Annotated in this window: 19 protein-coding genes; 9 read left to right on the top strand and 10 right to left on the bottom strand. The window is 63.4% G+C overall.

What is annotated here, in order from left to right:
- Positions 1 to 42: 42 nt before the first annotated feature.
- The 4 genes from J7557_RS16705 to J7557_RS16720 are packed head-to-tail and all read left to right on the top strand — an operon-like array spanning position 43 to position 3,426.
- Positions 43 to 963, top strand: a complete 921-nt coding sequence (locus J7557_RS16705; RefSeq protein ID WP_291421182.1) for a carbohydrate ABC transporter permease — start codon at positions 43 to 45, stop codon at positions 961 to 963.
- Positions 960 to 1,823: a carbohydrate ABC transporter permease gene (locus J7557_RS16710; protein ID WP_291421183.1), complete on the top strand. Its 864-nt coding sequence runs from the start codon at positions 960 to 962 to the stop codon at positions 1,821 to 1,823. Before J7557_RS16705 ends, J7557_RS16710 begins: the two co-directional genes overlap by 4 nt.
- On the top strand, positions 1,820 to 2,491 hold the full coding sequence (locus tag J7557_RS16715; protein WP_291421184.1) for an N-acetylmannosamine-6-phosphate 2-epimerase: 672 nt from the start codon (positions 1,820 to 1,822) through the stop codon (positions 2,489 to 2,491). Before J7557_RS16710 ends, J7557_RS16715 begins: the two co-directional genes overlap by 4 nt.
- Positions 2,488 to 3,426 carry an N-acetylglucosamine kinase gene (locus tag J7557_RS16720; RefSeq protein ID WP_291421185.1) on the top strand — a complete coding sequence of 313 codons (939 nt, stop codon included), beginning with the start codon at positions 2,488 to 2,490 and terminating at the stop codon, positions 3,424 to 3,426. Before J7557_RS16715 ends, J7557_RS16720 begins: the two co-directional genes overlap by 4 nt.
- Positions 3,427 to 3,712: 286 nt before the next feature.
- On the opposite strand, the gene J7557_RS16725 is transcribed toward J7557_RS16720, so the two are convergent.
- The 3 genes from J7557_RS16725 to J7557_RS16735 form a co-directional block, all read right to left on the bottom strand.
- On the bottom strand, positions 3,713 to 6,022 hold the full coding sequence (locus J7557_RS16725) for a Tex family protein (protein WP_291421186.1): 2,310 nt from the start codon (positions 6,020 to 6,022) through the stop codon (positions 3,713 to 3,715).
- A gap of 253 nt (positions 6,023 to 6,275) precedes the next feature.
- Positions 6,276 to 8,831: an FtsX-like permease family protein gene (locus J7557_RS16730; RefSeq protein WP_291421187.1), complete on the bottom strand. Its 2,556-nt coding sequence runs from the start codon at positions 8,829 to 8,831 to the stop codon at positions 6,276 to 6,278.
- Positions 8,831 to 9,532 carry an ABC transporter ATP-binding protein gene (locus tag J7557_RS16735; RefSeq protein ID WP_291421188.1) on the bottom strand — a complete coding sequence of 234 codons (702 nt, stop codon included), beginning with the start codon at positions 9,530 to 9,532 and terminating at the stop codon, positions 8,831 to 8,833. The genes J7557_RS16730 and J7557_RS16735 overlap by 1 nt, the downstream gene beginning before the upstream one ends.
- A gap of 201 nt (positions 9,533 to 9,733) precedes the next feature.
- On the opposite strand from J7557_RS16735, the gene J7557_RS16740 reads away from it, so the two are divergent.
- Entirely contained in the window at positions 9,734 to 10,249 is a 516-nt protein-coding gene (locus J7557_RS16740; RefSeq protein WP_291421189.1) for a hypothetical protein, read from the top strand.
- A 112-nt stretch (positions 10,250 to 10,361) separates the two neighbouring features.
- Here J7557_RS16740 and J7557_RS16745 read toward each other — a convergent pair whose 3' ends face one another.
- On the bottom strand, positions 10,362 to 10,547 hold the full coding sequence (locus J7557_RS16745; protein ID WP_291421190.1) for a hypothetical protein: 186 nt from the start codon (positions 10,545 to 10,547) through the stop codon (positions 10,362 to 10,364).
- A 270-nt stretch (positions 10,548 to 10,817) separates the two neighbouring features.
- On the opposite strand from J7557_RS16745, the gene J7557_RS16750 reads away from it, so the two are divergent.
- Positions 10,818 to 11,033 carry a hypothetical protein gene (locus J7557_RS16750; RefSeq protein ID WP_291421191.1) on the top strand — a complete coding sequence of 72 codons (216 nt, stop codon included), beginning with the start codon at positions 10,818 to 10,820 and terminating at the stop codon, positions 11,031 to 11,033.
- 277 nt (positions 11,034 to 11,310) lie between these two features.
- Here the strand turns inward: J7557_RS16750 and J7557_RS16755 are convergent, their stop codons facing one another.
- From J7557_RS16755 to J7557_RS16780, 6 genes are all read right to left on the bottom strand, one after another.
- Positions 11,311 to 11,586, bottom strand: coding sequence for a hypothetical protein (locus tag J7557_RS16755; protein WP_291421192.1), 276 nt, complete (start codon positions 11,584 to 11,586; stop codon positions 11,311 to 11,313).
- A gap of 120 nt (positions 11,587 to 11,706) precedes the next feature.
- A complete protein-coding gene (locus J7557_RS16760; RefSeq protein ID WP_291421193.1) occupies positions 11,707 to 11,904 on the bottom strand; it encodes a hypothetical protein in 198 nt (65 codons plus the stop codon).
- Entirely contained in the window at positions 11,891 to 12,040 is a 150-nt protein-coding gene (locus tag J7557_RS16765; RefSeq protein WP_200946526.1) for a hypothetical protein, read from the bottom strand. Before J7557_RS16765 ends, J7557_RS16760 begins: the two co-directional genes overlap by 14 nt.
- Positions 12,041 to 12,097: 57 nt before the next feature.
- Positions 12,098 to 12,664: a phosphonate metabolism protein/1,5-bisphosphokinase (PRPP-forming) PhnN gene (gene phnN / locus J7557_RS16770; RefSeq protein WP_291421194.1), complete on the bottom strand. Its 567-nt coding sequence runs from the start codon at positions 12,662 to 12,664 to the stop codon at positions 12,098 to 12,100.
- A complete protein-coding gene (locus J7557_RS16775) occupies positions 12,661 to 13,797 on the bottom strand; it encodes an alpha-D-ribose 1-methylphosphonate 5-triphosphate diphosphatase (RefSeq protein WP_291421195.1) in 1,137 nt (378 codons plus the stop codon). Before J7557_RS16775 ends, phnN begins: the two co-directional genes overlap by 4 nt.
- 1 nt (position 13,798) lies before the next feature.
- The gene (locus J7557_RS16780; RefSeq protein ID WP_291421196.1) at positions 13,799 to 14,488 is read right to left on the bottom strand and encodes a DUF1045 domain-containing protein; all 690 of its coding nucleotides are present in this window, start codon (positions 14,486 to 14,488) and stop codon (positions 13,799 to 13,801) included.
- Positions 14,489 to 14,608: 120 nt separating this feature from the next.
- Between J7557_RS16780 and J7557_RS16785 the strand changes: the two genes are divergently transcribed.
- The 3 genes from J7557_RS16785 to J7557_RS16795 all read left to right on the top strand — a co-directional run bounded on the left by J7557_RS16785 (position 14,609) and on the right by J7557_RS16795 (position 17,397).
- Entirely contained in the window at positions 14,609 to 15,868 is a 1,260-nt protein-coding gene (locus tag J7557_RS16785; protein WP_291421197.1) for a glycerate kinase, read from the top strand.
- A 147-nt stretch (positions 15,869 to 16,015) separates the two neighbouring features.
- Positions 16,016 to 16,375: a VOC family protein gene (locus J7557_RS16790; protein ID WP_291421198.1), complete on the top strand. Its 360-nt coding sequence runs from the start codon at positions 16,016 to 16,018 to the stop codon at positions 16,373 to 16,375.
- Positions 16,376 to 16,458: 83 nt separating this feature from the next.
- The gene (locus J7557_RS16795; RefSeq protein ID WP_291421199.1) at positions 16,459 to 17,397 is read left to right on the top strand and encodes a Gfo/Idh/MocA family oxidoreductase; all 939 of its coding nucleotides are present in this window, start codon (positions 16,459 to 16,461) and stop codon (positions 17,395 to 17,397) included.
- Positions 17,398 to 17,407 lie beyond the last annotated feature (10 nt).

Genomic DNA, 17,407 nt, shown 5'->3' on the forward strand with positions numbered 1-17,407 from the left:
CCCCTGGGCCCGCCCTCGCCCTCATCCCCAAGCGAGCCCCAAATGCCCCAACTTCGGATGACAGGCCGCGGCCTCTGGATTACCGCGCTCATCGTACCGCCACTGGCCTTTGTGGCTCTGTTCATCGTCTATCCCATCGTTTCGGCCTTCGCCTATGCCTTCTTCGACTGGCAGGGACTGCGCCGGCTCGACTTTGTGGGGCTCGAGAATTTCCATACGGTGCTGTTTGTCGAGCCCTATCGGAGCTGGACGATCAATGCGTTCAAGAACAATGTCATCGTGTTTTTTGCGCTGATGGTCCTGCAGAACGGGCTGGGGTTCATCCTCGCCTATGCGCTCTGGCGCGAACTGCCCGGCGCGCGCTTTCACCGGATCGCGGTGTTTCTGCCGGTGGTGCTCTCCACCATCATCGTCGCCTATCTCTTCAAGCTCTTTTACCACCCGCTCTTCGGCGTCGTGAACATCACGCTCAAGGGGATCGGGCTGGGTTGGCTGGCGCAGCCCTGGCTCGGGCAATCGGGCACGGCGCTTGGCAGCATCATCGTGGCGCAGGCCTGGCATATGGTCGGTTTCCCGACGCTGGTCTTCCTCGCCGGCATGCAGCGCATTCCGGGTGAGATTCTCGATGCCGTGCGCATGGAGACCGAGAGCGAGTGGGTCAAAATTACAAAAATCGTGTGGCCGCTGGTGGCGCCGAGCGCGACGATTGTTTTCACCCTTCTGTTCGTTGGTGCGTTCAACTGGTTTGAGCTGCCCTATATCATGGGTGGGCTCGATGGCTCGCCGTTCGGTTCGACCGACGTCTTGGGGCTTTATTTCTACCGCACGGCCTTTGGTAATGTGTCGGCCGGTCAGCAGGACTTTGGGCTCGGCTCGGCGCTGGCCGTGTTGATCTTCATCTTTATCGCGATCGTTGCGGGCGTCATCACCACGCGCCTGCGCGCCCGGGAGATCCAGCTATGAGTGCGGCTGCGACCAACTATTATGACCGCAAGGGGCTATTCGCGACGCTTGGGCGCGACGGCATGCTGCAGATCATCCTGATCGCCAATACGGTGCTGATGCTGGCGCCGATCATCATCATGGTGTTTTCGGCCTTCAAGACGACGCCGGAGATTTTCAAGTCGCCGTTCGGCATCCCCGATTTCACGCAGGTCGCGAACTTCGTGAAAATCTGGACCGAGACGAATTTCCTGCGCTATCTGCTGAACTCGTTCGTCGTGACCGGCGCCTCGATGGTTCTTATTCTGACGCTCGGGACCATGGCGGCTTATGCGCTGGGGCGGTATGCCTTTACCGGCTCCAGTTTCATCCTGATGTTCTTCCTGGCGGGGCTGACGCTGCCGCTGAAACTGGCGATCATTCCGCTGTTCATGCTGATGCGGGATCTGTCGATCCTCAACAATCAGCTCTCGCTGATCTTCGTCTATACGGCCATGGGCCTGCCGACAACCGTGTTCATCATGACCGGCTTTATCCGGAGCCTCCCCAATGAGCTGGAAGATGCGGCGCGCATGGACGGGGCGAGCGAGGCGCGGATCATGTGGGCGATCATGCTGCCGCTGGTGCGCCCAGCCATGGTGATTGCCGGCATCCAGAATGTGGTGCCGATCTGGAACGACTTCTTCTTCCCGCTCGTTTTCATCCAGAACGACAGCCTGAAGACGCTGCCGCAGGGGCTGACGACGTTCATGGGCGAATATACGACCGATTGGGGTGTGCTGTTCTCGGGGCTGACGCTGTCGGCCGCGCCGATCATTCTCATCTATATCGTGCTGTCCAAGCAGTTCATTGCCGGCATGACTTCGGGAGCGGTGAAGTGAGTTTGGCACTGCCCAAGGGCCTGATTGTTTCCTGCCAGGCACGGGCGGACAATCCGTTGCACGGGCCGGTGTTCATGGGCGCCATGGCGCTCGCAGCGCGCGATGGCGGGGCCAAGGGGCTGCGGGCCAATGGACCGGCGGATATTCGCGCCGTGAAGGGTGCGGACCTGCCGGTGATCGGCATTCACAAGGTGTTTTCGGACGAGTATCCGGTCTACATCACGCCTGATTTCGACGCCGCGGCGGCCATTGTCGAGGCGGGGGCGGACATCGTGGCGCTCGATTGCACGATGCGGCCGCGCAATGGCGAGAGCCCGGAAGTGCTGGTGCGGCGCATTCGTGAGGAGCTGAAGGCGGAGGTTTTCGCTGACATTTCGACGTTTGAAGAGGGCGTTGCGGCGGCCGATTGGGGCGCGACTTATGTGGCGACGACGCTCTCGGGCTATACGGCCTATACCGAGCCGAAACCGGCGCATCCGGACCTGGAGCTGGTCGAAAAGCTCGTGCAGCGTGTGAGCGTTCCCGTGGTGGCCGAGGGTCGCTACAATACGCCCGAATGGGTGAAGCGCGGCTTTGAGGCCGGGGCCCATGCCATTGTGGTGGGTACGATGATTACCAATCCGCGCGAAATTACCAAAATGTTCGTCAGGGATGGCGTGCCGGAATGACGGCTGTGCATCTCGGGGTCGATGTCGGCGGCACGGCCAGCCGCTGGGTGGCTTGTGACGATTCCGGTGCTGTCTTGGCGCGCGGGAAGACATCGGGCGCGACGGGGCATTTGTTCAATCCGGTCGAGAAGGAACGGCTGCGGGTGGCACTGAGTGCCATTGCGGCTGATCTCGAGGCGCAGGGATTTGTCGTCAAATCGGCGACGACGGGGCTAACGGGCTTTGGGGCCGTGGTGGCCGGACTGCTGCGCGAGCAACTGGTCGAATTTTTCGGCGTGGCGGCGGAAAGCTGCATTACCGTTGATGATATGACGCTGGCTTATGCGTCGATCTTCAAGCCGGGTGAAGGGCATCTGATCTCGGCTGGCACGGGGTCGATCGGGCTCCATATCGGGGTGGGCGACACCTATGTGCGCGTCGGTGGGCGCGGGATTCTCGTTGATGATGCGGGTTCGGGGAGCTGGATTGCGCTGAAGGCGCTCGACACGCTGTTCCGGCGGCTGGACCATGATGGGTCGTTTGAGGGCGTGGCCGTGCTGGCGGAGGAGGTCGCCAAGCGGCTAGGCAGTGTCGAATGGCATGTGGTGCGCGAATTTGTCTATGGCGGCGATCGTGGGCGGATCGGGACGCTGTCGATGGCGGTTGGCGCGGCGGCGGAACGGGGCGATCTCGTTGCGCGGGAGATTTTGGCATCGGCGGGGCGTGAGCTGGCGCTGATGGCGTCGGCGCTGACGGGGCGCGTTGGGTCGAGGCCGATCGGGTTTGTCGGTGGCGTCTTGGCGCTGCCGGGGATTCGGCAGGCGATTGTCGAGGCGCTGGCGGGGCACGAGGTGGTGTTTCCTGAAGCCGATGCGGCGCTGGCGGCGGCGCGGATGCAGACAAGCGCGAGTACGGAGTGGCGCGCGGCGCTGGCTGGGAATACGGGGCTGGCTTAGGGCTAACCCACCGGCCCCACCCTCGCCCCTTGTGGGAGAGGGACAGATTTTCTGCGTTCAGCAGAAAATTAGGGTGAGGGGTTTCGAACCGGCCCAAAGGGCAAATTCGCTCCAGTGGAGCGAATTTAGGTGAGAAAGCCATTTGAGCCGGGCTCAAATGGCCGGCCACACGCGCAGAGCTGACCGATACATCGCATACCCCTCATCCGCCCTTTGGGCACCTTCTCCCACAAGGGGAGAAGGGAGAGCGGTGGGAGTGGAGGCGCCATTGAGCGCCGCAGCTTTTCTACTTCTTCTTCATCGCCGCGCTGAGCAGAGCGCCGAAGGCGCCTTGGTCGTTGGCTTTGGGCTTTTGCTCGGGGCGTTGTTGCGGCGAGCGGGTGTTGGTTGGCCGTTGCTGCTGAGGACGATCCTCGCGTGCCGAAACGCCGCCGTCGCGGCGCATGGTGAGGCCGATGCGTTTGCGGGGGACGTCGACTTCGACGACCGTTACCTTCACCACGTCACCGGCTTTGACGACCTCGTGCGGGTCCTTCACGAATTTGTCGGCGAGTTGGGAGACGTGGACGAGGCCGTCCTGGTGCACGCCGATATCGACGAAGGCGCCGAAGGCGGCGACGTTCGTCACTGTTCCTTCGAGTTGCATGCCGGGTTTGAGGTGTTTGATATCATCAACGCCTTCGGCAAAGGTCGCGGTCTTGAAGGCGGGGCGCGGGTCGCGGCCGGGTTTTTCGAGTTCGCCAATGATGTCTCGCACGGTGGGGAGACCGAAGCGGTCGTCGACGAAGACGCGGGGGTCCAATGCCTTGAGGGCAGACCCATCGGCCATCAGGGCGCGAACGTCGCGGCCGCAGGCGGCGACGATTTTGCGAGCGACGCCATAGGCTTCGGGGTGAACCGAGGAGGCGTCGAGCGGTTCGCTGCCGTTGGGAATGCGGAGGAAGCCGGCGGCCTGCTCGAAGGTGCGCTGGCCGAGGCGGGCGACCGAGAGCAGGTCTTTTCGCGTCTTGAAGGGGCCATTGGCGTCGCGATGGGCGACGATGGCTTCGGCGATGGAAGCACCGAGACCGGAGACGCGGGCGAGGAGCGGAGCCGAGGCGGTGTTGAGATCGACGCCGACGGCGTTCACCGCGTCTTCCACGACGCCATCTAGCGATTTTGCCAAGCGGTACTGATCAACGTCGTGCTGGTATTGACCGACGCCTATGCTCTTGGGTTCGATCTTGACGAGTTCGGCCAGCGGGTCCTGCAGGCGGCGGGCGATGGAGACGGCGCCGCGGAGGGACACGTCGAGATCGGGGAATTCGGCGGCGGCGAGCTCGGAAGCGGAATAGACCGACGCGCCGGCTTCGGAGACGATGACCTTCAGCGGCTTAGGCGCGGGCATGTGCGCCAGCATTTCGGCGACGAGTTTTTCGGTCTCTCTGGAGCCGGTGCCATTGCCGATGGCGATCAGTTCGACATTGTGGGCGCGGATGAGTTTGGCCAGTTCGACCTGGGTGCCGGTGACGTCGTTGCGCGGCGGGAAGGGGTAGACGGTGGAAGTGGCGAGGACTTTTCCGGTGCCGTCGACGATGGCGACTTTGACGCCGGTGCGGATGCCGGGATCGAGGCCCATGGTGGCGCGGGAGCCGGCGGGGGCGGCGAGCAGCAGGTCTTTCAGGTTACGGGCGAAGACGGTGATAGCTTCTTCGTCGGCGCGTTCGCGCAGGTCTCGCATCAGGTCGAGCGAGAGATGGACGTAAAGCTTGGTGCGCCAGGCCCAGCCGGCGACTTCGAGGAGCCATTTGTCGCCAGGGAGAGAGCCGCCGATCTCGTAGGCCGACGCCACCATCCGGACAGCGGGTTTGACGACGGAAGTGTCGTCGGCATCGACTTCGATATCGACGGAGAGCACTTCCTCGTTGCGGCCGCGCAGCATGGCGAGGGCGCGATGGCTGGGGGCCGTGGCCCAGCGCTCGGTGTGGTCAAAATAGTCGGAGAATTTGGCGCCGGCTTCCTGCTTGCCATCGATCACCCTGGCACGGAGGGTGGCGCGATCCTTCATATAGGTGCGGAGGCGGCCGACGAGATCGGCGTTTTCGGCCATCTGTTCCACGATGATATCGCGGGCGCCGTCGAGGGCGGCCTTTGCGTCGGGGATATCGTCGTTGAGATAGGTCGCGGCGAGGTCGGCGGGGACGAGGCGGCGGTCGCCGAGGATCGCTTCGGCCAGGGGGCCGAGACCACGCTCGCGGGCGATTTCGGCCTTGGTGCGGCGCTTGGGCTTGAAGGGGAGGTAGATGTCCTCCAGTTCCGCCTTGGTGGGGGCGGCGGCGATGGCGGCGGCGAGGTCAGGTGTCAGCTTGCCCTGCTCGGTGATGGATTTGAGGATCGCATCGCGGCGGGCGTCGAGTTCGCGGAGATAGCCGAGGCGCTCTTCGAGATTGCGGAGCTGGGTGTCGTCGAGACCGCCGGTCACTTCCTTGCGGTAGCGGGCGATGAAGGGGACGGTGGCGCCGCCGTCGAGCAGTTCAATGGCCGCCTTGGCCTGATCGGGCTTGGCGCCGATTTCCTGGGCGATGCGGGTGGCAAGGTTTGGAGTGGGGAGCGCCATGGGTCAGCCAGTCTGGATTCGAGTTGGCGCGACCATAATGGGGAATTTGGCGAAAACCCAATCGGTGGGGTGAGAGGGTGTGGAAAGATGGGGCTGCTTCGATAGCGCGACGACATCGGGGCTCTCACACCCCCACCCTCCTCCCCCATAAAGGGGGAGGTGTCAGGGCGGTGACTGAGGCACGATCCAGCCACACGCACGATGCGGCACCTCCCCCTTGATGGGGGAGGTTGGGAGGGGGTGATCGAGTGCCCTACACGCTCGACATTTCGCGCAGCAGCAGGGCTGGGCGGATGGAGAGCACGCGGAGGAGCGTCGTGGCGCCGAGGATGGCGGTCATGCCGACGAGGCCGGCGACGACGACGCCGATGGTGGCGGGGTCGACGGCGAAGGCGACGTTGAGGAGGACTTGCGTCAGGAGCCATGCCGCGAAGATGCCGGAAGGGATGGCGATCAGGGCGGCGAAGACGGCGAGGAGCAGGAACTGGATCAGCGCGGAGACGAGGATCTCGCTGCGTTTGGCACCCAGGACCTTGTTGAGCACGGCGTCGGATTCGCGCTGGCGGCGACCGGCGGCGAGGCTGCCGATGAGGATGAGGAGGCCATTGAGGACGGCTATGCCGCCCACGGCCGCGACCGCGAGGGAGAGCTGGCTCAGGGCTTCGGTGATGCGGGTGAGCGTGGCGCCGATTTCGATAAATTTGACGTCGATGAATTCATTGGCGAGGAAGCGTTCCACCTCTTCTTCGCGGCCGGGTTCAGCGGTGACGGCGGCGAGGATGGTGGAGGGATAATTGTCGAGAACGCCGGGGGAGAAGGCGACGAGGAAGTCGATGCCGCCCTGCCAGGCATAGTCGCGGAAATTGCCGACTTTGGCGGTTACGGTCTCGCCAAAGATTTCGAAGGTGACTTCGTCGCCGAGCTTTACACCAAGACCCTGGCGCAGGTTCTGGTGCAGGGAGACGAGAGCCGGGCCGGTATAGTCGGCTGGCCACCATTGGCCCTCGACAAGACGGGAGGCCGGCGGCAGGACCGAGCGATAGGTCATGGGGATTTCGCCCGAGAGCAGGAAGGCGGCTTCGGGGCCGTTGGCGGCGAGGTTTTCGATCGGGGTGCCGGCAATGGTCATGACAGTGCCGCGCAGCATGGGGGTGGCGGTGACCAGTTCAATGCCGTGTTCGGGGCCGACGGAGGCTTCGAGGGTCTGCATTTCGTCGGGGAAGAGGTCGGAGGCGACGAGGGTCGGGGCGTCGAAGACGGAGGCGCCCAGGAACTCGTTGCGGAGATTGATGGCGAGGACCTGCACCACGACGAGGATGACCATGGCGAGGCCGACGGCGGTGACGACGGCAGACGAATTTCGCGTGGTGCCGATGATGGCGCGGAGCGACTGGCGCAATGGGCGCCACCGGGCGGCGGGGAGTTTTGCGAGGCCGATGAGGGCGAGGCGGCTGCCGAGCTGCAGGAGCACGGCGGCGCCGATGGCGGAGCCGGCAAAGGCGAGAACCAGGGTGAGGTCCTTGGTCAGGACCACAGCGAGCCAGAAGAACAGCAGGATGGCGACGGCGAGCGGCAACAGTTCGGGCGAGGCGATGAACTTGCGCCAATCGATGCGCGGGGCGCCGAGGCCCTTGGAGCGGAAGAGATTGGCCGGGGACACCATCTGCGCCTGAACGAGGGGCAGATAGGAGAAGGCGAAGGCCGTGAGAAGGCCGACGGCGCCGGCGACGAGGACGGCGAGGAGATCGAGTTCCCTGGCGAGCGGAATGCCGATGGCTTCGCCCACCGCGGGGAGGACGACGAGGCCGATGGTGACGCCGACGGCAATGCCGATGCCGACGCCGATGAGGCCGAGGGCCAGAACCTGGACGAGGAAATGGACGAGGACGCGCCAGCGCGAGGCGCCGAGGCTGCGGAGCACGGCGATGACGCCGGAACGTTCGCCGATATAGGCGGACATAACGCTCCAGACCGAGACGCCGCCGATGAGGAGGGAGCCGAGGCCGACGACCATCAGGAAGCCGGTGAAGAGTTCATAATAGCGCAGCATGGGGCCGAGGCCATCGAGGGCCGAGCGGATTTCCCAGCCGGCGTCGCCGAGTTCGGCGGCGAGGCGGGTGCGTTCGGCTTCGGTATCGCCGGAGGCGAGCAGCAGCTTGTAGCGGAAATTGGTGCCGAGGCCCGGAAGGGGCGAGGTGCGGTCGGAGACGTGGGCAAAACCGTCGGTGCTGAGAAGGGTCGAGAGACCCAGGCGGAAGCCGCGGACGGGGCCATCGGGGAGGCCGGTCAGGGTGCCACGGACTTCGAAATCGGTGCCGCCGATGGAGATGGTGTCGCCTATTGCAAGGCCGAGCTGGTCGAGCATGACGGGATCGACGAGGGCGCCGAACATGCCGTTGCGTTCTTCGAGGGCATTGAAGGGCGAGACCATGGCTTCGGCGTCGCTGGTGCCGACACCGCCGAGGAGCGGGTAGCCGGGGCCGGCGGCGACGAGGTCGACAAAGGCATCGCCGGTCATGGACTCGGCGCCAAGATTGGTTTCGACGACGCTGGCGAGCGTGCCAGCCTGTTCGAGGATGGCGAGTTCGCTGGCGTTCGCCGCGCGGTCGGAGCGGGTGAATTCGAGATCGCCGCCCATGAGCATGGCCGCGTTCTGATCGACGGCGCGGGTGATGGCCGAGGAAACCGAGGAGACGCCGGCAATCAGCGCTGTGCCGACGGCGAGGCAGATAATGAGAAGGGAAAAGCGGGCCCAGTCGCCGGCCATTTCCTTGAGGCCCACGCGGGCCGCAGCAAGCAAGGCACGCATCAACGAGCGCCCGTGGTTTCGGTGAGCTGACCCTGTTCCATGGTGAAGCGGCGGTCGGTGCGTTCGGCTAGGTGCGCGTCGTGGGTGATCATGACCACCGCGGTGCCGTTCTGGCGGGCGAGGTTGAACATAAGCTCGACGACAACGGCGCCGGATTTCTGATCGAGATTGCCGGTCGGTTCGTCGGCAAGAAGCAGGCGCGGCTTGGTGACCAAGGCGCGGGCGAGGCCGACGCGCTGCTGTTCGCCGCCCGAAAGGGCCGAGGGGCGGTGATCCAAGCGCTTGCCGAGGCCGACGGCGTCGAGCGCGGCGGCGGCTTCCTTGCGCACGTCGCTGAGCTTCATCTCGGGGCGAGCGATTTCGAGGGCGAGGCCGACATTGTCGAGGGCCGTCAGCGAGGGAATGAGGTGAAAACTCTGGAAGACGATGCCGAGAGTGTTTCGGCGGAAGACGGCCATCGCGTCTTCGTCGAGTTTCGTGATGTCGGTGCCGCCCACCTGGATCTTTCCGGCGCTGGCGCGTTCGAGGCCGGCAAGGAGCATGAGGAGCGAGGTCTTGCCGCTGCCCGAGGGGCCGACAATGGCCACGACCTCCGCTGCGTTCACCGAGAGATCGACCGCGCGCAAAATGTTGAGCGGCTTGCCGGCGACTTCGACGCTATAGTCGACCTTGCTGGCGATGATGATCGGGGTACTGGCCATGCGCGCCGCCTTCTTGGGACTAGCAGGAGCATCGGAAAGCGGGGACTGTTCGGGCGCTGGCACGCTGCCTCCGGCGGAATTGGTTTACGCAGCGTAAATGCCGCATCTTTGCGCAATCATATTAAACTGGCATTGTTGGATGAAGTATAAAGAAGTCATGCTCCGGTGGGCGGACAATTATGACCAAGAGGATTTGACGTGGTGAAGGGTGGGAAGAGCGCCATTGGCGTGGCGATGATGCTGGTTGGTCTGACCGCAGCGCCGGTGCTGGCGGGGCCGGGCGAGCAAGCGCTGCTGGCTTCCTATGTCGGCAACTGGCGCGGGGAGAGCATTTTGCAGGGCGGCGACAAGCCCGAACCCTTTCGCTGCCGCCTGGCGGTAAGCCCCGGAAATTCCGGCAAAATCAACTATACCGGCCGCTGCACGCTGGTGAACATGAACCTGTCGGTCTCGGGCACCATCGCCTATGTCGACTCCAAGGGGCAGTATGAGGCGGTGATGACCTCCAATGCCGGCTTCTCCGGTATTGCAGTGGGCAAGCAGGGCGGCGACGAGATCGGCTTTGACCTTGTCGAGCGGCAGAAGGATCGTGGCGGCAATGACGTTGCCATCGGCTCGCGCATCTTCCTCGTGGGTGATTCGATTCGCGTGGATTTCCAGGTCGAGTTCAACGATTCGGGCAAATTGCTCACCACCAGCGTGCCGTTCGCGCGCTAATCACAAGGTTTTGCCCGGCCTTTCATTATGGAGGCGGGGCGCCAGCTTTGTCCCAGGGCGAGGGTGAAGGCGGTTCAGCCGCCTCGCCAAGCCCATAATATGAACTAAAACGTCATGTTTTTATAGTTCGACCAAAGTCGAGCACGCTTTTTCGCTTTTTTCTCGGTTTGCGCACCGCTTGGCACTGGTGAAAACGCAAAAGCTCGCCTATCTTGCCATCGCTGCGCCGCAGATGGCGCGCACTCATACGTTCAACACTCGCAAGGAGAGGAATGACGATGACGACATCGCCGACCATTACCATCCATGCCCTGTGTTCGCTCGTAGTAACCCGCCGCACTGACGCCAAACGCTGGCAAGGGTTCTGCTCGAAACGAATGTGACAGTCGTCACATTTGCAATGTGACTGAGGTCACATTTGAGGTGTGAAAACAGCCAAATAGAGATTTGGCAGCAGTCACACCACCGTCTCACAGTTTCGATAAGACCCGCAGCGAAATGGCCTCACGGCGCGGAATGTACCGCAGCCCGTGTTTTCCCATTCGTCGCGCAAGTGGAGATTCCACCCATGCAGGAAAACAGTTTTTCTAAGGCCGAAACGCTCCGGCCAACCGTGATCGAAGTCGGCGGCGAGCCCCAGGGTGTCGTCGTGCCGACCGAGGGTGGCTATCGCTTCCTCGCCGTCAAGCTGCCGGCCTTCGTGGTCGACGGCCAGCATTTTGCTACCGTTGAAATCGCCCATCGGGCGGTGCGCGACGCCGTTCAGGGTGCCGCAGAACTTTAGGCGCGGTCGGCTTGGCCGCGCCACCTTCATTTCATGTTCCCTGACATCCCCGCGCCTGCGGGGATTTTTGCTTTTTGGGGCCCCTGCCCTGCCGCTGCGTTTGTCCTGCACTGAGATTGCCCCAAACTCGATTGTCACCCCGGCGAAGGTCGGGGTCTATCCCGAGATCTCAAGATGGGCCTCGGCCTTCGCCGGGGTGACAGAAAGTGGGAGACAAATCATCGTGCCAGCCTGCCTCAGTCGAAATTTTGCGCGAAAGCAGGCGCAGCAAAACGCTTCAGAGCCGGTGCAGCAGCGGAAAAGGTTCGGGCCAATAGGCAAGTGGCTCGAGGACGACGAAGAGGTCGGCATCGGGAGGCATATCCGCCATCATCCGGCAGATACCCAGGATCAGGTCGGACGGGGATGGATTGTCGGGGACGAGGCGCTCAAGGCTGCCATCGAGGCCGTGCTTCAAAACGCCCGCGCAGAGCTCACCCTCATGCACGAAGAGCAGGAGGGCCGTCTGACCAGCCGGTAGCTGATCCGGCGTGACGCGCACATAGGATGTCATTTCCGCACCGCTTGGTTTTGACCGTGACGCTGCGAAGATGATCAGGCCGGGGCGGTTGGAAGCGCCTTTCCGGCCTGGAGCGCAAAAATGCGGACGTCCATAAGCAGATGAACGGATCGCTCAGCCGTCATTGCTCGAATTGAGCTCTTCGGGGCGCTGGCCCTCGGCTACGGGCGGTTGCGGATCGAGGATCCGCAGGACCGCTTCGGCCAACGCTTCCACGTCGACGCGCAGCTCACCCACTTCGGCCTGGCGCTGCAACTCGGCCGAAATTGCCGTGGCGACTGCGGTGCGATGCGTTTCCCTAGCCGTTTCCATCAATGGACACTCCCTGCTCATCTATGCGCACCTCAACCCCCGGGCGGGCCTGTTGCTGCTGATAGGTGTAGATGGCAAAGGCGACGACGGCCACGGCAAGGACCGCAACCACGGCGTAAAGCCCATTTCGGCTCATGAACAACTCCTGACGCTTGTATAGTGAGGTTTCAAACGCGCAGCCCCCGAAAGGGTTTCACTCCTCGGCAAGCCTACGCAGGGCCATGACGAAGGCGGTGACGCCGATGCCGACAGAGCTGGAATTGTCGATGACCACGGGGGAGACATCGGCCGGCAGGGCCGCACCTTCGCGGGCAAGGCGGGCGGTGATCTGGTCGCGGTTTTCGCGGCCGCGTCTGGCGAGGCGTTCCGCGCGGAGCGAGATTTCGGCCGTGATCATGACGACGCGGCAGGTGGGATATTTGGCTATGGCCGTGGGCACGACGTGGCGCGAGACATTGGCGACGACGATGCGGCCGAGTGCCAGGTCGGTATCGACGCCGATGGGCAGGGCATAATTGAGGCCGTGCGCCTCCCAATGGAGCGCCAGGCGGCCATTGACCAGCGCCTCGGCAAATTCGTCGGGCTCGATGGAGAGATGGTCTTCGAGATCGATATCGGTGGGGCGGGTGACGAGGCGACGCACGAAGCTGAAACGCTTGTCGGCATCGAGCGCCTGGCGGGCGCCAGTCAGCAATGTATCCTTGCCAACACCGGAGGGGCCGATAACGAGAACCAGAACTCCGGGCGGACGATCGCTCAACTGACCCTTATTCCCTCTTTCCAGACGGCGCGCACGGCGGGCACGCGCGTTTCACCTGAAACTCGCACCAGATCGGCCCTCTTGCCAATGGCGATCTCGCCGCGGTCCACAAGGCCGGCGGCTTCGGCCGGATTTCTGGTCACGAGGAGAAGGGCCTGCGGAAGGCTGACCTCCTGCAAGCGCTGGGGCAGGACGAATACGGCCTGCAGCAGGGCGAAGGGGACGTAGTCGGAGCTGAGGATATCGAGAAGGCCAGCGGCGACGAGATCGCTGGCGGAAATGTTGCCAGAATGGGATTTGCCGCGGACGACGTTTGGCGCGCCCATCAGCACGGCCTGGCCGGCATCGTGGGCAGCAGCGGCGGCTTCGAGGGTGGTGGGGAATTCGGCGATGGAAATGCCGTCTTCGGCGGCCTCTTCAACCTGGGCCAGCGTCGCGTCGTCGTGACTGGCGAGCGCCAGGCCCAGTTCATGGGCGCGGGCGACGATGGCCTTGCGATTGCCAGCGGAATAGCGGTCGTGCTCGGCCTGGCGGGCACTGATATAGGCCAGCATCTGCTCTTCGTTCTGGCCCATATGCTTGGCGTAGAAGCGCTTGTAATCCTCGAGCGAGCGGAATTGGCGCTGGCCGGGCGTGTGATCCATCACCGAGGCAAGGCGGGTCTGCGGGTGGTCGGCAAAGGCCTCAAAGTGTTCCACAACGTCATGGCTCGGCAACTCGCAGCGCAGGTGCAGAAAATGCTCGGCGCGGAGCCAGCCTTGCTCGGGGCCGGCGCGGACGGCCTCCACGAGATTTTTCGAGTGTTCGAACATATTCGGCAGGTCGACATCGGAGCCGATGCGCACGGCATCGAAAACCGTGGTGATGCCGGAGCCGGAAACCTGCACGTCATGCGCATGGAGCGCGGCGAGCGGATCCCAGAAGACGCCGGGACGGGGGCGATAGTGGTTTTCGAGATGGTCGGTATGGAGTTCGACGAGGCCCGGGATCAGGTAGTCGCCGCCAAAATCTTCGCCGCTGCTGACGTTTTTGGTGTCGATGTCGGCGATTTTTCCGTTCCGCACGAGGACGCTGCCAGTGACGACATCATTGGCGAGGACCACGCGGGCGTTGGAGAGGACGAGTTCGGACACGTTACACTCCCAGCTTGTAGTCTTCGAGGCGGCGGAAGGGGCGGCCGCTATCGGGCTCGTGGAAGAGCACGAGGCGATCGAAGAGGATCGGCTCGGCAATGTCGGGGGCGAACCAGGATTCGAGCGCCGTGGTGATTTCAGCGCGCTCGGCTTCCGGCAGGCGATCGGTCAGCGTCATGTGGAAGCGGAATTCGTCGAAGACATAGGGATAGCCGTAGGAATCAAGCAGCTCTTCCTGGCGCGGAGTGAGGCCGCGCGCGGCGCGGGCCGCACGGTCCTTGATGCTGAGCGGGGCGCGGAAGGGCTCGAATTCTTCCACCACATAGGAGGCAAAATCCTGCAGGGCCTCGTTGGGCTCGGCGGGGATCAGGGCGAGGAAACCATCGAGGGAGGCGACGCGCAGGTGGCCCAGCGCGAAGGGCGCCTGGGTGCGGGTAAAATTGGTGAGGGCTGCGCGCAGCTCTTCGATAGTGGTTTCTGGGGCCAGGGCCATGGGCGGCTTGATGGTGGCGTGAAAAGCGTAGCGATTGGCCGACTGGGTTAGGTTGAGCAGGCGATTGCGCTCAACCCCGGCGACGGGGCCGTCAAATGTTTCGTTGGTGAGGGGATCGCGGCCAAGCCAGGCGGCGGCGCGGTCCCAGAGGGGGCTATTGGCGGAGGGCGCGTAATAGATGGCGAATCGTTCGGTCATGAAAACTCCAGAAGCGTGCCGCTAGCGCCTCTATGTGTCTGCCTTTTGACATGACGGCAAGGCTGGACAAGGCAAGCGCACCTCTCCACAAAGACGGCGAGGAATTTTGGGGTTTTGAGGATGACCATGGATCGCGCGCTGCTGCAAACCCTGTTCGAGCTTGCCGTGGAGCGCGCCCAGCCTTCCCTGGCGGTTTCGCGGCATTTGCCGCAGAAACCCAGGGGCCGGACCATTGTTATCGGGGCAGGAAAAGCTTCGGCGCAGATGGCGCGGGCGTTTGAAAAAGCCTGGGACGGCGAAATTTCCGGACTCGTGGTCACCCGTTATGGCTATGGGGAAAAATGCGAGCGGATCGAGATTGTCGAAGCCGCGCATCCGGTGCCGGATGCGGCGGGGTTCGAAGCGGCGAAGCGGCTGAAGGAGATTGTCAGTGGGCTGACTGCGGATGATCTCGTCGTGGCGCTGATTTCGGGGGGCGGTTCGGCGCTGTTGCCGGCGCCGGCCGAGGGACTGACACTGGAGGATGAGCAGGCGATCAATCGGGCGCTGCTGGCTTCGGGCGCGCCGATCGGGGTGATGAACCTCATCCGCAATCAGTTTTCGACCATCAAGGGCGGGCGGCTCGCGGCCCTTTGCGCACCGGCGCGGGTGGCGACGCTGGTGGTTTCGGATGTGCCGGGGGATGACCCGGCGCTGGTGGCGTCGGGGCCGACGATTTCGCTGGCGGGGACACGGGCCGACGCAAGAAAGCTTGCCGAGCTTTATCGGCTGGAATTGCCGGAGGCGGCGAAGCGGCTCTTGGCCAGGGAGGATAATCCGGCGCCGCGATCGGATGATCCGCGCTTTGTCGGCAATTCGGTTGTCACCATTGCTTCGGCGGCGCTTTCGCTGACGGCGGCGGCAGAGGAGGCGCGCAAGCGGGGGATTGGGGCCTCTGTGCTGTCCGACTCCATCGAGGGTGAGGCGCGGGATGTGGCGCTGGTGCATGCGGCCATTGCCAAGGAGATTTCTCAGCGCAATCAACCCTTCGAGAAGCCGGTGGTATTGCTGTCCGGCGGCGAGACGACGGTGACGCTGCGCGGAAAAGGGCGCGGCGGGCGGAATGGGGAGTTTTTGCTGGCGCTCGCCATTGCGCTTGATGGCGTTGAGGGGGTGACGGCGCTGGCGGGGGATACGGACGGGATCGATGGGTCCGAGGACAATGCCGGGGCATTTGTCGATGGCACATCGGCTCGGCGGATGCGCGAGGCGGGAGTCGACCCGCTCGCGGCGCTGGCGAACAATGATGCCTATGGGGCGTTCGAGGCGATTGGCGATTTGTTCGTGACCGGGCCGACGGGGACGAATGTGAATGATTTCCGGGCGATTTTGATCCGGTAGAGTTGTGTGTGCCGACGCCCCCTCCCATCCTCCCCCATCTAGGGGGAGGTGATGCATCGAGTTTTTGACTGGATCGTGCCAAAATCGCCGGCCCGCACCTCCCCCTAGATGGGGGAGGCTGGGAGGGGGTGATCATGGGAGGACCACATGGCAAAGGCGCTTGGTGTTGGCGGTTTTTTCTTTCGGGCGCGGGACAAGGATCGCTTGGCGGCCTGGTATGAGCAGCATCTGGGGGTGACGGAGCTGTGGAACCAGGAGGCGGGACTGACGGTGTTTGCGCCGTTCAAGGAGAGCACCGATTATTTTCCGGCCGACAAGCAATGGATGATCAATTTTCGCGTCGATGACCTCGACGGGATCATGGCGCAGCTGCGAGCGGCCGAGATAGCCGTCGAGACGCGGCCGGATGAATGGGATACGCCGGAGACCGGGCGCTTCGCGCGTATTCATGACCCCGAGGGTAACCAGATCGAGCTTTGGGAGCCTCCGGCGCCACAGTCGGAATAAAAATCATACTTTTCTGACGCGGGGCCTTGGCGGCCTTGCCGCTCTCTGCTCTAACGAGCCGCAAACCGGCTCGGGAGATGGATATGGCCAAGCGCAAAATCGCTGTTATCGGTGTGGGCAAGATCGCCGTGGATCAGCACCTGCCGGTGATCGATGCGTCGGATGATTTCGAGCTGGCGGCGACGGTTTCTACCCGTGGTATCGGGCACGGCAATGTGCCGGTGTTCAAGACGCCGGGCGAGCTTTATGCGGCCATGCCGGAAGTCGGCCTCGTTTCTATCTGCACGCCGCCGGGCATTCGTCACACCTACGTTCGCGAGGCGCTCGACGCCGGCAAGGACGTGATGATGGAAAAGCCGCCGACGACGACGATTTCCGAACTCGACGATCTTATCGCACATGCGAAGCGTCTCGACCGGGTGCTCTACCAGACCTGGCACAGCCAGTTTAACGCGGCGGTCGACCGGGCCAAGGCGATCCTCGCCGATGAGGGCGTTACCTCGGCGCGCATCGATTGGCGCGAAAGCGTGCGCAAGTGGCATCCGGGCCAGGATTGGGTCTGGGAGCCCGGTGGGTTCGGCGTTTGCGATCCCGGCATCAATGCCTTTTCGATCTTTACCAAGGTCATGCCGTTCCCGGCTTTCGTTGAAAGCGCCAAGCTGACCTTCCCGGCCAATCGGCAGACGCCGGTTGATGTCGATATCGTCTTCAAGTCGAGCCAGGCGCATAAGCCAAAACTCTCCTGCGGGTTCAATTGGCTCGAAGAGAGCGGGGAAATCTGGACCATCCGGTTCGAGACCGGGCGGGGCAACGAGATCAAGCTTGAGAATGGCGGGCGGAAGCTGGTGGTCAATGGCCAGACGGTGCTGGAGCATGGCGATCTCGAATATTCGGCCATGTATGACCGCTTTGCCGACCTGCTCGATCGGCACGAAAGCGATGTCGATGCGGCGCCGCTGCGCCTGATGTCGGACGTGTTTTTGCTCGGTGCCCGGGTGAATGGGCCGGAGTTTGAGTGGTAGTAGACTTGAG

Source organism: Devosia sp., assembly GCF_017744655.1.
Classification (GTDB): Bacteria; Pseudomonadota; Alphaproteobacteria; order Rhizobiales; family Devosiaceae; genus Devosia.

Coding starts and splice junctions, on each gene's coding strand:
- J7557_RS16705 (WP_291421182.1), top strand. CDS start 43: ATGCCCCAACTTCGGATGACAGGCCGCGGCCTCTGGATTACCGCGCTC.
- J7557_RS16710 (WP_291421183.1), top strand. CDS start 960: ATGAGTGCGGCTGCGACCAACTATTATGACCGCAAGGGGCTATTCGCG.
- J7557_RS16720 (WP_291421185.1), top strand. CDS start 2,488: ATGACGGCTGTGCATCTCGGGGTCGATGTCGGCGGCACGGCCAGCCGC.
- J7557_RS16725 (WP_291421186.1), bottom strand. CDS start 6,022: ATGGCGCTCCCCACTCCAAACCTTGCCACCCGCATCGCCCAGGAAATC.
- J7557_RS16730 (WP_291421187.1), bottom strand. CDS start 8,831: ATGCGTGCCTTGCTTGCTGCGGCCCGCGTGGGCCTCAAGGAAATGGCC.
- J7557_RS16735 (WP_291421188.1), bottom strand. CDS start 9,532: ATGGCCAGTACCCCGATCATCATCGCCAGCAAGGTCGACTATAGCGTC.
- J7557_RS16745 (WP_291421190.1), bottom strand. CDS start 10,547: ATGGTCGGCGATGTCGTCATCGTCATTCCTCTCCTTGCGAGTGTTGAA.
- J7557_RS16750 (WP_291421191.1), top strand. CDS start 10,818: ATGCAGGAAAACAGTTTTTCTAAGGCCGAAACGCTCCGGCCAACCGTG.
- J7557_RS16755 (WP_291421192.1), bottom strand. CDS start 11,586: ATGACATCCTATGTGCGCGTCACGCCGGATCAGCTACCGGCTGGTCAG.
- J7557_RS16760 (WP_291421193.1), bottom strand. CDS start 11,904: ATGGAAACGGCTAGGGAAACGCATCGCACCGCAGTCGCCACGGCAATT.
- J7557_RS16765 (WP_200946526.1), bottom strand. CDS start 12,040: ATGAGCCGAAATGGGCTTTACGCCGTGGTTGCGGTCCTTGCCGTGGCC.
- J7557_RS16780 (WP_291421196.1), bottom strand. CDS start 14,488: ATGACCGAACGATTCGCCATCTATTACGCGCCCTCCGCCAATAGCCCC.
- J7557_RS16785 (WP_291421197.1), top strand. CDS start 14,609: ATGACCATGGATCGCGCGCTGCTGCAAACCCTGTTCGAGCTTGCCGTG.
- J7557_RS16790 (WP_291421198.1), top strand. CDS start 16,016: ATGGCAAAGGCGCTTGGTGTTGGCGGTTTTTTCTTTCGGGCGCGGGAC.
- J7557_RS16795 (WP_291421199.1), top strand. CDS start 16,459: ATGGCCAAGCGCAAAATCGCTGTTATCGGTGTGGGCAAGATCGCCGTG.